Origin of the sequence: Oceanicoccus sp. KOV_DT_Chl, from assembly GCF_900120175.1 — a bacterium.
GTDB lineage: Bacteria > Pseudomonadota > Gammaproteobacteria > Pseudomonadales > Dasaniaceae > Oceanicoccus.
On record NZ_FQLF01000005.1, the window covers coordinates 53,829 to 66,662 of the forward strand.

General features: G+C 44.5%; 13 protein-coding genes. 4 read left to right on the plus strand and 9 right to left on the minus strand.

Annotated elements, in window-relative coordinates; all coding sequences use genetic code 11:
* Positions 1–180 precede the first annotated feature (180 nt).
* The 3 genes from groL to UNITIG_RS17585 form a co-directional block, all read right to left on the minus strand.
* Positions 181–1,833 (minus strand): chaperonin GroEL, encoded by a 1,653-nt coding sequence (gene groL / locus UNITIG_RS17575; RefSeq protein ID WP_101759679.1) that lies wholly within the window; start codon positions 1,831–1,833, stop codon positions 181–183.
* 55 nt (positions 1,834–1,888) lie between these two features.
* Positions 1,889–2,182, minus strand: coding sequence for a co-chaperone GroES (locus UNITIG_RS17580; protein WP_101759680.1), 294 nt, complete (start codon positions 2,180–2,182; stop codon positions 1,889–1,891).
* A gap of 183 nt (positions 2,183–2,365) precedes the next feature.
* The gene (locus UNITIG_RS17585) at positions 2,366–2,866 is read right to left on the minus strand and encodes an FxsA family protein (protein ID WP_101759681.1); all 501 of its coding nucleotides are present in this window, start codon (positions 2,864–2,866) and stop codon (positions 2,366–2,368) included.
* Positions 2,867–3,032: 166 nt separating this feature from the next.
* Here UNITIG_RS17585 and UNITIG_RS17590 point away from each other — a divergent pair, with 166 nt between their 5' ends.
* Together UNITIG_RS17590 and UNITIG_RS17595 are read left to right on the plus strand one after the other, a co-directional pair.
* The gene (locus tag UNITIG_RS17590; RefSeq protein WP_101759682.1) at positions 3,033–3,794 is read left to right on the plus strand and encodes an SDR family oxidoreductase; all 762 of its coding nucleotides are present in this window, start codon (positions 3,033–3,035) and stop codon (positions 3,792–3,794) included.
* A gap of 34 nt (positions 3,795–3,828) precedes the next feature.
* On the plus strand, positions 3,829–4,158 hold the full coding sequence (locus UNITIG_RS17595; protein WP_235015476.1) for an MGMT family protein: 330 nt from the start codon (positions 3,829–3,831) through the stop codon (positions 4,156–4,158).
* Between the two features lie 18 nt (positions 4,159–4,176).
* Here the strand turns inward: UNITIG_RS17595 and UNITIG_RS17600 are convergent, their stop codons facing one another.
* Both UNITIG_RS17600 and UNITIG_RS17605 read right to left on the minus strand, forming a co-directional pair.
* A complete protein-coding gene (locus tag UNITIG_RS17600) occupies positions 4,177–4,902 on the minus strand; it encodes a TSUP family transporter (protein ID WP_101760319.1) in 726 nt (241 codons plus the stop codon).
* Positions 4,903–4,992: 90 nt separating this feature from the next.
* Positions 4,993–5,421 (minus strand): hypothetical protein, encoded by a 429-nt coding sequence (locus UNITIG_RS17605; protein WP_145999215.1) that lies wholly within the window; start codon positions 5,419–5,421, stop codon positions 4,993–4,995.
* A gap of 132 nt (positions 5,422–5,553) precedes the next feature.
* On the opposite strand from UNITIG_RS17605, the gene UNITIG_RS17610 reads away from it, so the two are divergent.
* The gene (locus UNITIG_RS17610) at positions 5,554–8,346 is read left to right on the plus strand and encodes a hybrid sensor histidine kinase/response regulator (protein ID WP_101759685.1); all 2,793 of its coding nucleotides are present in this window, start codon (positions 5,554–5,556) and stop codon (positions 8,344–8,346) included.
* 290 nt (positions 8,347–8,636) lie between these two features.
* The gene (locus UNITIG_RS17615; RefSeq protein ID WP_101759686.1) at positions 8,637–9,194 is read left to right on the plus strand and encodes an NAD/FAD-utilizing enzyme; all 558 of its coding nucleotides are present in this window, start codon (positions 8,637–8,639) and stop codon (positions 9,192–9,194) included.
* Positions 9,195–9,290: 96 nt separating this feature from the next.
* Here the strand turns inward: UNITIG_RS17615 and UNITIG_RS17620 are convergent, their stop codons facing one another.
* The 4 genes from UNITIG_RS17620 to UNITIG_RS17635 form a co-directional block, all read right to left on the minus strand.
* Complete coding sequence (locus UNITIG_RS17620; protein ID WP_101759687.1) at positions 9,291–9,629, minus strand: cytochrome C oxidase subunit IV family protein; 339 nt, start codon at positions 9,627–9,629, stop codon at positions 9,291–9,293.
* Positions 9,630–9,648: 19 nt separating this feature from the next.
* Positions 9,649–10,332, minus strand: a complete 684-nt coding sequence (locus UNITIG_RS17625; protein WP_101759688.1) for a heme-copper oxidase subunit III family protein — start codon at positions 10,330–10,332, stop codon at positions 9,649–9,651.
* 67 nt (positions 10,333–10,399) lie between these two features.
* Complete coding sequence (locus UNITIG_RS17630) at positions 10,400–11,083, minus strand: cytochrome c oxidase subunit 3 (protein WP_200821368.1); 684 nt, start codon at positions 11,081–11,083, stop codon at positions 10,400–10,402.
* Positions 11,080–12,828 carry a cbb3-type cytochrome c oxidase subunit I gene (locus UNITIG_RS17635; protein WP_101759689.1) on the minus strand — a complete coding sequence of 583 codons (1,749 nt, stop codon included), beginning with the start codon at positions 12,826–12,828 and terminating at the stop codon, positions 11,080–11,082. Before UNITIG_RS17635 ends, UNITIG_RS17630 begins: the two co-directional genes overlap by 4 nt.
* Positions 12,829–12,834 lie beyond the last annotated feature (6 nt).

The following is a 12,834-nucleotide window of genomic DNA, read 5'->3' on the forward strand; positions in this document are numbered from 1 at the left end:
ACCGGCCATTACCGTTTTTTTCGTCCAAATATTTACCTACTGTACAATTCAGTAAGGGCTAGATCTATTGAAGTCACTCATACCCCGTATCTGGGCCTAAAAAAAAGCCCCGACATTACTGTCAGGGCTTTTTATTGTGCTGAGTAACAAAACTCAGGCAGCTAACATAAAGCTTACGCCTTACATCATACCGCCCATACCGCCCATACCGCCCATACCGCCCATATCAGGCATTGCTGGTGCAGCACCCGCATCTACGGGTATATCAGCAATCATTACTTCAGTAGTAATCATCAGACCGGCAATGGAGCCTGCAGCCTGTAGCGCAGTACGCGTTACTTTAGCTGGGTCAAGGATACCCATAGCAATCATATCGCCATACTCACCAGTACCGGCGTTGTAACCGAAGTTACCCTCGCCCTGCATTACCTTATCCAAGACCACTGACGACTCTTCACCAGCGTTATCAACGATTTGACGCAGTGGCGCAGACATTGCGCGACGGGCCAGGTTGATACCAACAGTCTGGTCTTCATTAGCACCGGTCAAGTTTTCAATGGCTTGTAGCGCGCGAACCAATGCCACACCACCACCAGGTACCACACCCTCTTCTACTGCCGCACGAGTTGCATGCAAGGCATCTTCAACACGGGCTTTCTTCTCTTTCATTTCTACTTCAGTAGCAGCGCCAACTTTGATGACTGCAACACCGCCAGCCAATTTAGCAACACGCTCTTGTAATTTTTCACGGTCGTAGTCAGAAGTCGTGTTTTCGATCTGCACACGGATAGCGGCAACACGATCCTGAATAGCAGCAGCATTACCCGCACCATCAACGATCACAGAGTTGTCTTTATCCATAGTGAAGCGCTTGGCAGTACCCAAGTGTTCAAGAGTAGTGTTTTCTAGCTCTAAACCAACCTCTTCAGAAATCACAGTACCGCCAGTCAGAATAGCGATATCTTCTAACATCGCTTTGCGACGATCACCAAAACCAGGTGCTTTACACGCTGACACTTTAACAATACCGCGCATATTGTTAACGACTAATGTGGCTAACGCTTCGCCTTCAACATCTTCAGCAACGATCACTAAAGGACGACCCGCTTTAGCAACTTGCTCTAGTACAGGAAGTAATTCGCGGATATTGGAAATCTTTTTGTCGACTAAAAGGATGTATGGCGACTCTTGCTCAACCGACATATTTTCTGAATTGGTAATGAAGTAAGGCGACAGGTAACCACGGTCAAACTGCATACCTTCTACGACGTCTAATTCATTTTCCAGACCATTACCTTCCTCAACAGTGATAACGCCTTCTTTGCCTACTTTTTCCATTGCTTCAGCAATGATGTCACCTACTTGCACATCGCTATTAGCAGAAATACTACCGACCTGTGCAATCGCTTTACCGTCAGCACATGGCGTAGACATCTTCTGAACTTCAGCAACAGCCGCAGTAACCGCTTGATCAATACCGCGCTTAAGATCCATTGGGTTCATACCAGCAGCCACTGATTTCAGACCTTCGTTAACGATTGCCTGAGCTAATACTGTAGCAGTAGTAGTACCATCACCGGCATCATCAGATGCTCTTGACGCAACGGCTTTAACCATCTGCGCGCCCATGTTCTCAAGCTTGTCTTCCAGCTCGATTTCTTTAGCTACTGATACGCCATCTTTAGTCACAGTAGGTGCACCGAACGCTTTATCCAGTACAACATTACGACCTTTAGGTCCCAGAGTAGTTTTAACTGCGTTAGCCAGAATGTTAACGCCGGATAGCATTTTTTGGCGAGCTTCGTCACCAAATTTTACTTGCTTAGCCATGATCTTTTTCCTTTAACTATAATAAGTAAGATTGAAATTGCCGAGGTCGTTATTGCGCTTATGCAATAACGCCAGCGATGTCTCTTTCTGACATGATGATGTAGTCAGCGCCGTCTTCTTCAATAGTGATTGCACCGTGCATGTGCTGAGCGAAGATAACCTTATCACCTACTTTAACTTGCAAAGCACGTAATTCACCGCTTTCAAGTACAGCACCATCACCTACGGCAACAATTTCACCACGGTTCTGCACTTCTTTAGCTGAGCTAGTTAACACGATGCCGCCTGCCGAGGTAGCTTCCTCTTCATTGCGACGTACGACAACGCGATCGTATAAGGGACGAATGTTCATTTTGGTCGTTCTCCAAAATCTAAGTTAATGGTTATGAATTGTTAAAATATCCGGAACAACCCGGGATGCAACGGTATATGGGGGTAGGAAAAAGGTATATCAAGGGTGCAACAGAGTTTTTTTAGCACTCAATACAAAAGAGTGCTAAAAACAATAATTTGTACAATAAAAACAACAGGTTACTTAATCATCTCGACGATACTCGCCATCCAGCACATCGCCTGAAAGCCGTGAGGAGGAGTCGCTAAAATGCTTTCTGGCAGTAAATGGCTGGTCTGAGGTAGTCCCGCTGCCGGCGGGGCGCTGAAAACCGGCACCTTGCTGGGTAGCCATCAATATGCCACGTTTGACTAATGCCACCACCATTAACTTGCGGGTAGGCGGCAACAAACAAGCAAAACCCAGTAAATCCGTCACGAACCCAGGGGTGAGCAACAGCGCACCACCAATAGCCAACATCAAACCAGAGAGGATTTCTTCAGCGGGGAGCTGACCTTGCTGCATTTTCTGATTAACACGAAGTAAAGTATCCAGGCCCTGCTGCCGCAACAACGCCAAACCGGCAATAGCAGTCAAGAACACCAACGCTATGGTATTCAGTGCGCCAATTCGGGAACCGACTTCAATCAGAACCCACATTTCCAAAATGGGAACAGTGATAAACAATAGGAAAAAATAGCGCATGCCCACAACCTTTAAGTATGTATCTCTACTATGAGGGCTAATGGTGAAATTTCAACAAGCAATTTATTACCGTCAAGGCCGGGTTTGGCAAAAACGCCTATTGCTGTAATAATGCGCGCCTTTAAAAAACTGACAATGACAGCATTTTTCAGAGGTAATTCACCCCATGGATTTAAACGGTAAAGTAATCGCAATCACTGGCGGCGGCCAAGGCTTAGGCCGCTCAATGGCAGTTGTACTCGCAGCCAAAGGTGCCAAACTGGCACTGATAGATCTAAATCAGGAAAAACTCGAAGAGACCGCGGCATTATGTAAAGCCGCTGGTGGCGAAGGCAAAGGCTACATTGCCAACGTCGCCAAAGAAGATGACGTCATTGCAACCTTTGACCAAATTGTTGCTGACTATGGCAACCTCCACGGTGTTATTAACAACGCAGGGATTTTACGCGACGGCATGTTGATAAAAGCCAAAGACGGTGAAATCGTTAAAAAGATGAGTCTTGCTGAATGGCAGGCGGTCATCGATGTCAATTTGACTGGTGTGTTCCTCTGCGGCCGGGAAGCCGCTGAACGGATGATCAAGCTGGGAACTGAAGGCGTCATTATCAATATTTCCAGTATCTCCAAAGCGGGCAATATGGGGCAATCTAATTATTCCGCAGCCAAAGCCGGCGTTGCCGCAATGGCCGTTACCTGGGCCAAAGAATTAGCGCGCTACGGTATTCGCTCGGCAGCTATTGCACCGGGGTTCATCGGTACGGATATGGTTGCCAGCATGAAGCCGGAAGCATTAGAAAAAATGACCGCAGGTATTCCCTTAAAGCGTCTAGGTACGCCTGAAGAAATTGGCCATACGTGTGCTTATATTTTTGAAAATGATTACTTCACGGGCCGTGTCATTGAGATGGACGGCGGCTTGCGAATCTAATCCTCAGGCATCAGCTATCACTGGGTGGTAGCTGATGCGTTTTGCTAGAACGTCCCTTCCGAAATCAATGAATAATCAACAACGAATCTGGCAAGTGGTAAGCCAAATACCTGCTGGCTATGTTGCAAGCTACGGTCAAGTCGCTGCTCAAGCCGGATTGCCTAAAGCCGCCAGATTAGTCGGTAACGTATTACGACAGCTACCCGACGACAGCAAGCTGCCCTGGCACAGGGTAGTCAACGCGCAACGAAAAATATCCTTCCCTCAATTGAGCGATGCCTATCAACACCAAAAGCAGCGGCTCCTTGCTGAAGGCATTTCATTTAATGGTGAAGTTATCGCTAAACAACATTGTTACTGGTAAATCTACCTACAATGGAAACTACCAATCCAATAATAATTTCACTGCAATCGCCATTGTAGTAAACACCAACAAGGGCTTTATGACTGCCGCCCCCTTTTTAATTGCCAAATTAGAACCAAAATAAGCGCCGATCATTTGCGCAACCGCCATCATCAAACCAATACGTAACAACACCTCATCAGCCATTAAAAAAATAATCACCGAAGTACTGTTAGCCGTGACTATCACTAACTTGGCATTAGCGCCTGCACTGCGTAAGTTATAACCATGCAGCATCGAAAACGTTAATAGGGCAATAGCACCAATGCCAGGACCAAAAAAACCGCCATAAAAACCAATAATACCACCCGCCACCCATACAAAATGGCGGTAGTTTAATAACGGCGGATGATCCTCATCATTCAAGCGCGGAGAGAACCAGGTAAATAAAGCCAAGGCAATTAACAAGAAAGGAATGATCTGCATTAACAACGCATTACTGAGCTGTAACAATAGCAAGGTACCCGCCACACTGGCCAGCATCGCACACAGCATAACCGGCAATAACAACTTTACCTCGATAAATCCTTGGCGAAAAAAATTGGCGCTAGAGGAAAGTGTGCCAAACACAGCTTGAAACTTATTAGTAGCCAACGCATTTAACGGCGGAATTCCCAGCCACAACATCACAGGCAAACCAATCAGGCCACCACCACCAGCGATAGCATTGATAAAACCACCGACAAAGCCTGTGGCCAATAACAACAACTGAACCTCTATTGAAAAGTTGATGGCAACCCCTAACCCTATTAATTAAACCCGCGTGAAAACTCGAGTAATCAATTAAAGTGCGTTCTACCTATCCCATGTAAGCCTGATCAATCGCCACTCACCCCGCTCAATTTGCCACTCTCCTTCAAGTTTATAGCCACTCGCCCGATCGGGTAACAAACCAGTGTTTCCGCCAGCCACGATTAAGTTCGCAGCCATTACTGCACGATTGGGGTCATTCGGGTTCAGCTCAACGTTGATATTGGAACTCACTAATTCAATAGCCGGGTATCGAAAAAAATACCCCCGCATTAGCGCCTCTACCTGTTTTTTATCCATGGCTTCATTGGCCACAAATCCCTCGGCCAAATGATCAAGCACATCACTTGCATCCTTGCTTTCTACTGCGGACTCCATAAGCTCAATATTCTGTAATATTTGCTGTTCTGCGGGATCTGTATTACAACTTACCATTAATAGCATAAAATGAAATAATGCGAATAGTCTTAACATAATAGTGAACTCAAGATAAACAAATAACGTTGTATTGTGGATTGTGACGGCAGAAATAAGAACCCAACAATCAGGAGTTGGCAATCAATTTAACCACCACACGCTTAAATAGCAAAATAACCAGCAACTCAGATGAGAAATTGGATGCCAGTTAACGCCTTCATCTTGAAAAGATTATCCAACCTTTGGGTCGCCATTTGCGCCGCCTGGATTATTACAATAATCTTCCAGCAGTTCGCCCATGCAGATACAAACCAGGCGATAGCCATCGATGCGGAATCCAGAATATCACTCAACAAAACAGCTCAGCTACTGCCATATAGCCCGGAATTTAGTGATAGTGAGGCGATGATTACTGCCGAAATTAATGGCATTAACAATTGGGGGAGTGAAAAAAATCGTTCGCTAAATAATATTTTGAATTTTCGACATCAATGGTTTAAAAACCGGATTCACAACCCAAGTAACAAAGCCATTGAGCTATTTATTATTGCTAGTGAAGCAAGCTTACAGAAAGGCGACTTCATAGTTCTTAAAGATAAAACAGTACTGGAACATTGGCAGCTTGGCGTATTTAAACCATTTTCTGAGCGCCCCATTTACCATCGATTCTATTTAATGCCGCTAACTATTCAGGCCGGAGAAACGTTAACGATAATTTGGGGGTTTGATGATGGCCTTTACACCAAACCGATCTTGTTACAAAGCCAGACAGCTTATTGGCAGCATGACAACATAAGCATAATTAGTGATGGCATGTATTTTGGTGCCATCTGTATTATTAGCTTATTGATTTTCCTGCTGTACATTACCAATCGAGATCCATCCTACCTGTTTCTGTACTTCATGGTGTTAGGCAATGCATTTTACAACTATTGCCGGAACGGCTACGCTTTCCAATTTCTATGGCCCGACATTCCCGATATAAATACCAACTGGATGTTAGCAACAGTCAACCTGTCAACGGTTGGCGGTATTTTATTTTACTTATTTTTTCTCGACCTAAAACGATTTAGCTATAACTTACTATACCGTTTCTCACTTTTTTATCTGGCAGTAAATACAATTATTATTTTATTGGCAATATTAGATTTCAAAAGCACCGCATTAAAGCTAGTGATCATTAACACCTTGCTTAGCACGCCATATTTATTAGCCGTGCTAGTACATTCAGCATTACGTAGTTATAGAGGTGACCTCCGGGCTCGTTATTTTACCTTTTCATTACTTATTTACGTTGGCTATCAAACTAGTTTATTAGGTTACGACCTAATTACAGGATCAGTAAATACCAACCCCTGGATTCAAACCCGAAATGGCGAAGTTTTACTCGCAATAGCGCTCTATGTTTCCCTGCTATTAGAAGTACGTAAAACTCAAATCGAAAAACAAGCTGCACTGATTGAGGCCAAGGCGAAAACCAACTTTATCGCCACTATGAGTCATGAATTACGCACGCCACTGAATGGCGTTATCGGGATGGCACAATTACTCAATCAAACTGAGCAAACGTCTATACAAAAGCAATACTCTGACATCATTATTAGCTCAGGCAATGTTTTACTCACATTAATCAATGACATTCTCGACCTAACCAAAATCACTGAAGGAAAACTGATACTTGAAGAAAAAAGTTTTAATCTGGATAGAGTTGTTTCTGAATGCACATCGACTTTTCTGGCGGTAATGATAGAAAAAGGATTACCATTATCCACCTATATTAATCCTCACACCCCTTTAATACTCATCGGCGATGAATATCGCTTGCGACAGGTTATCTTTAACTTATTAAGTAACGCAATGAAGTTTACCGAAAAGGGCCAGATAAACTTAAACATCAGCAGTAATACCACAACTGGAATCCCCGACAAAATTCTACTAACTATAGAAGTTATTGATAGCGGCATTGGGATTGAGGAAAATAACATCCAAAGAATATTTTCAGAGTTCAGCCAAGAGGACGCATCCACTACAAGAAAATTTGGCGGCACAGGATTAGGTTTATCCATTACCAGCGCTATTGTCCACACAATGGGAGGTGATATAAGTGCCACCAGCCAAATCAACAAAGGCAGTACTTTCACCCTGCACATACCATTTTCAGTTGACCAAACCGCAGAACAACAGCGAATTGACGCATTAAAAATTCTGAAAGGTAAAAAATTATTGTTGATATCTGACACTGAAAACTATTTCAACAACCTTGCCGTTAACCTCAAACACCACGGCGCAGAAATCACTGCAACTACAGGTAATTCCACGGCGTCGCTCAATCAGCTAATCAATGAGGGCGACTACCAAGGTCTAATAGTTTTTCACCAGACTGATTTCTGGCAGCTGCTAGCAGGCATCAATATACGGCAATTGCCGCTGATCATTCTGCACCTCAACGATCTAACCCCCAACCCGCTGCTAAACGAATGGCAGGCTAAATTAATAACGCTCCCAATCCCTGCCCCCATTCAAAAAGTCATGACGTCTATTGGCCAGTTATTTCAAGAGGATAAGCTCGTTATCCCGGATACTAATTTAACAACGATTCCCGATATAATCAGCCAGGCCCCGATTTTAATAGCCGAAGATAACGTTACCAATCAATTGGTTGCGATCGGACTACTAAAACATCTTGGCTTGAACGCAACCGTTGCTGAAAATGGCAAAATCGCCGTTGATCTTTATAAAGAGCACCGCTATCCGATTATCTTCATGGACTGCGAAATGCCAATAATGGATGGTTTTACCGCCAGCAAAGAAATTCTTGCGCTGGACGAACCGAAAAAACCCATTATTATCGCCCTAACGGCACATGTAACCGATAAAAGTACCAAGCGCTGCCTTGAAGCTGGCATGACGCAGGTATTGCACAAACCCGTAACATTACAGCAGCTTCACCACTGCTTAAGCAATCTTAGTCTGGAAGAGTAAAACCACTCTTTTATCTGTAACAAAGATAAACCAATAACAACATATCAAGAACCGATTTGGCCTCATTTATAAAGCACTTTAGCGTCTATCAACTGATTTTTTTATGCTTTTATCTGCTTTAAACAGGGGTTAATTCTAAGCCACCTCAAGCTATACTTAACCCCGAGAGCGCTGCCTTTTAACGCGCTTGTTAATGGCAGCAATATAGCATCAGCAACCAAAATACGGCATCAACTGTAGGGCCAAATAAATATGCCCAACCCAAGTTAACAACAAGTAAGGGGTAGACCATGAAGAGACATTTCTATATCAGTGATAATCTTGATGAATTGGAAGCGGTTGAGCATGAGCTTGAAAGCAATGGTGTTGCCACACCACAGATACACGTACTCAGCACCAATGATGCAGATGTTCAGCATCATCACTTACACGAAGTGGAAGCCGTGCTCAAAAAAGATGTCGTGCATTCAATGGAAATGGGGGCAATTTTTGGAGTTATCGCCGCCGCATTAATATTGGCTATCGCTTATGTTGCCGGCTGGACTGAATCAGCTGCAGGTTGGATTCCATTCATCTTTTTATCCATTGTGGTACTCGGTTTTTGCACGTGGGAAGGCGGTCTATTTGGTATCCAGGAACCCCACTACCAGTTCAAACGCTTCCAAGGCGCACTAAAGGATGGCAAGCACGTTTTCTTTGTTGATGTCACTGAGCAGCAAGAAAGCATACTGGCAAAAGTAGTCAGTGCCCACCCAAAACTGGAAGATGCTGGCGAAGGCGAATCCACTCCGGAATGGGTGGTCGAATGGCAGAAAAACTGGAATGGCTTTGTTAAATCCATGCCTTAAACATGTTTCTTTATCCACTAAAAAAGGCTTATCAATATTGATAAGCCTTTTTTATTGATAGTAATCCGTATTAAGACATCAACTCAAACAATAACGTCACCCAGTTTGACCGAAAAAAATCACGCGGGATAAAAATGTCGTTTCTGCCTCAATCGCCATCAAACCAATTAGCACCAATAAACACAGCGGCGGCAATAAAATGGCGTAGATCATCGCTAACCGTTCCCACATCATATGCATGAAAATCGCAATAATTAAACCGGCCTTTAACGTCATGAAAATTAATATAAGACTCCAACGCAAATAACCTTGGAAGTTGAAATAATCCACCATGTAAGACAGAGTGCTGAGCACAAATAGCAGTATCCAAATCTTAAGATAAATGCCTATTGGGTGCTGCTGTCCCAGACTGTCGCTATGTGTTGTATCTGACATAAATCCCCCTGTTCAGCGATTACCAAAGATAGAAGAAGGCAAAAATAAACACCCACACCAAATCTACAAAGTGCCAATACAATCCGGCAATTTCAACAATCTCAAAATTAGTGTGGTCATAATCGCCGCGCTTTACTTTAAACGCGACCACCATCAAATAAATTACCCCTATCGATACATGCAAGCCGTGAAAGCCAGTGATCATAAAAAAACAGGCGCCAAATTGTGCTGCCCCCATGGGGTTACCCCAAGGCCTCACACCTTCTTCAATCAGCTTGCTCCATTCAAATGCCTGCATGCCTACAAAAGAAGCCCCTAATATTGCTGTCGCAGTAATCAGCCAAAAGGCTTTTTGTTTGTTCCGGCGATATCCATAATTCACTGCCATCGCCATGGTGCCACTGCTGGTAATCAGAATGAATGTCATGATCGCGATTAATAACAGCGGCACATGTACACCACCGACCGTTAGTGCAAATACTTCACTGGTTAATGGCCAGTCCACGGTAGTCGACATACGTACCGTCATATAACTGGTGAGGAAACAACTAAAGATAAACGTATCGCTGAGCAAGAAAATCCACATCATGGCCTTGCCCCAAGGCACATTCTTAAAAGCTTCTTTGTCAGCGCTCCAGTCGTTAGTAACGCCTTGCCAACCCTCAGCGCCGGCTGAATCTGGAGTGTCTACTAATGAACTCATCGTACCTACCCCCGTTATTCGTTATTGCTAACCGCAGAAAGTTAAAAACCAGAAACCAGCACGCCAATTAAAAGCCGCATAGGCGCGCTAAAAATTCATAGGTTTCTGGTGAGCTGGTAAGTAAGCCCAGTAACACCAGCCAAAGCCCTAATAAATAATGCCAATACATGGCGCATAAATCCGTACTGAGCTGCAACTGCTTGATATCAATTCCGCGCCAAGCCCTAAAGGTTGTTTTAACCCATGCCACCAAACCACCCAGCAAATGCAATGCATGCAGACCGGTAAATAAATAGAAAAAACTATTGGACGGATTGGTCGCCACGTAATAACCCAGACCCATCAATGTTTGCCAAACCCATAATTGCCCGAGCACAAACACCAAAGAAAATATGCCCGCCAGTATCAGCCCCTCCATGGCCTGTCGTACTTTATTAGCTCTGGCTGCCACTCGCGCCCATTGCAAACAAGCACTCGCCAGCACCAGCATTGCCGTATTAACCCAAAGTTGCCACGGGTTAGCTAAAGGCTTCCAGGGTGCCGATAAATGCTCCCAATCAGATAGCTGCGAACGAATCATAAAAGCGATAATAAATAAAAAAAACAACGAGCTGATCACTGCCATTAATACCCGCAGTCCCATTTTTGCCCGTCGCGCTTCTACTTCGGCAGGATCATCATGCCAGGATTGACCACCACCCCCGGATGCGCCATCAAAGCCCTGATCCTTCATTAGCGTAGCAGCACTCATGACACCACCTCCTTGGTCACAACCACTTCATCATCCGACACATGCTGGGCCACAAAATCTTCTTTTACCCCCGGTACGCTATAGTCATAGGGCCAGCGATGAACAACCGGTAATTTTGCTCCCCAATTGCCATGCACTGGCGGAGTATCCGGGGTATGCCACTCCAATGAGGCGGCACGCCAGGGGTTTGGATCGGCTTTTTTACCTTTAAACGCGCTGTAAAACATATTGTATAAAAACAAAATCTGCGCCACGCCAACAATCAACGCAGAGACCGTGATAAAAGCATTTAAATCATGCGCTGATTGCGGAATAAACTCATAATCAGCCGACTCATAGTACCGGCGAGGCATGCCGAGCACGCCCAAATAATGCATGGGGAAATAAATCGCATAGGTGCCCAAAAAAGTAATCCAGAAATGTATATGGCCAATGGTATCATTCATCATTCGGCCAGTGATTTTTGGAAACCAATGGTAGATGGCGCCGAACACCACCAGAATAGGAGCAACCCCCATTACCATATGAAAGTGCGCTACTACAAAATACGTATCCGACAAGGGCACATCGACAATCACATTACCCAGAAACAAACCGGTAAGACCACCAGCAAGAAAAGTAAAAATAAAAGCGACGGCAAATAACAGCGGCACCGTCATATGAATATCACCCTGCCATAAAGTGAGTACCCAGTTATACACTTTAATCGCAGTAGGTACGGCGATAATCAAAGTGGTAGTAGCAAAAAAGAAACCAAAGTACGGGTTCATGCCACTGACATACATATGGTGAGCCCAGACAATAAAACTCAGCACGCCGATAGCAATAATGGCCCACACCATCATTTTGTAACCAAATACTTTTTTACGCGAATGCACACTCAATAAATCAGAAACAATACCAAAAGCGGGTAACGCCACGATATACACTTCCGGATGGCCAAAAAACCAAAACAAATGTTGAAATAGAATTGGACTGCCACCGTTATAGTCCGTCTGTTGCCCCATCGAAATCATTTCCGGCATAAAAAAACTGGTGCCAATGGTTCTATCTAGCAACATCATAATGCCGCTAACAAATAGCGCGGGGAATGCCAGCAGCGCTAACACCGTTGCCATAAAAATACCCCACACAGACAGCGGCATTCTGAACAAGCTCATGCCATAAGTACGCGCCTGAATGACTGTCGTCACATAATTCAAACCCCCCATAGTGGCTGCCACGATAAAGACAATCAATGACACCAACATCAGGATAATGCCCCACTCCACACCAGGGGTGCCACTACTTATCGCCTGCGGTGGATATAAGGTCCAGCCCGCCCCGGTCGGCCCTCCCGGCACAAAGAAGCTGGCCACTAAAATAATTACCGACAACAAATAAAACCAGTAACTGAGCATATTGACGAAGGGGAACACCATATCTCTGGCACCCACCATCAGGGGAATTAGATAGTTGCCAAAGCCACCCAAAAAAAGTGCCGTAAGCAAATAAATAACCATAATCATGCCGTGCATGGTCATTGCCTGGTAATAAGTGCTGGCATCCATAAATTCCAAACTGCCAGGAAAACCAATTTGCATCCGCATCAATCCGGAAAGCACCAGCGCAATCAAACCGGCAAATATTGCGGTCAGTGAATATTGAATCGCAATGACTTTATGATCCTGACTCCAAATATATTTGGTCCAGTAACTTTGTGGCTCATGTAAGTGTTCCTGCTCTGCGACTTCAGCGTAGGCCATACCCTA

Coding starts and splice junctions, on each gene's coding strand:
- UNITIG_RS17580 (WP_101759680.1), bottom strand. CDS start 2,182: ATGAACATTCGTCCCTTATACGATCGCGTTGTCGTACGTCGCAATGAA.
- UNITIG_RS17585 (WP_101759681.1), bottom strand. CDS start 2,866: ATGCGCTATTTTTTCCTATTGTTTATCACTGTTCCCATTTTGGAAATG.
- UNITIG_RS17590 (WP_101759682.1), top strand. CDS start 3,033: ATGGATTTAAACGGTAAAGTAATCGCAATCACTGGCGGCGGCCAAGGC.
- UNITIG_RS17595 (WP_235015476.1), top strand. CDS start 3,829: ATGCGTTTTGCTAGAACGTCCCTTCCGAAATCAATGAATAATCAACAA.
- UNITIG_RS17605 (WP_145999215.1), bottom strand. CDS start 5,421: ATGTTAAGACTATTCGCATTATTTCATTTTATGCTATTAATGGTAAGT.
- UNITIG_RS17610 (WP_101759685.1), top strand. CDS start 5,554: ATGAGAAATTGGATGCCAGTTAACGCCTTCATCTTGAAAAGATTATCC.
- UNITIG_RS17615 (WP_101759686.1), top strand. CDS start 8,637: ATGAAGAGACATTTCTATATCAGTGATAATCTTGATGAATTGGAAGCG.
- UNITIG_RS17620 (WP_101759687.1), bottom strand. CDS start 9,629: ATGTCAGATACAACACATAGCGACAGTCTGGGACAGCAGCACCCAATA.
- UNITIG_RS17625 (WP_101759688.1), bottom strand. CDS start 10,332: ATGAGTTCATTAGTAGACACTCCAGATTCAGCCGGCGCTGAGGGTTGG.
- UNITIG_RS17630 (WP_200821368.1), bottom strand. CDS start 11,083: ATGAGTGCTGCTACGCTAATGAAGGATCAGGGCTTTGATGGCGCATCC.
- UNITIG_RS17635 (WP_101759689.1), bottom strand. CDS start 12,828: ATGGCCTACGCTGAAGTCGCAGAGCAGGAACACTTACATGAGCCACAA.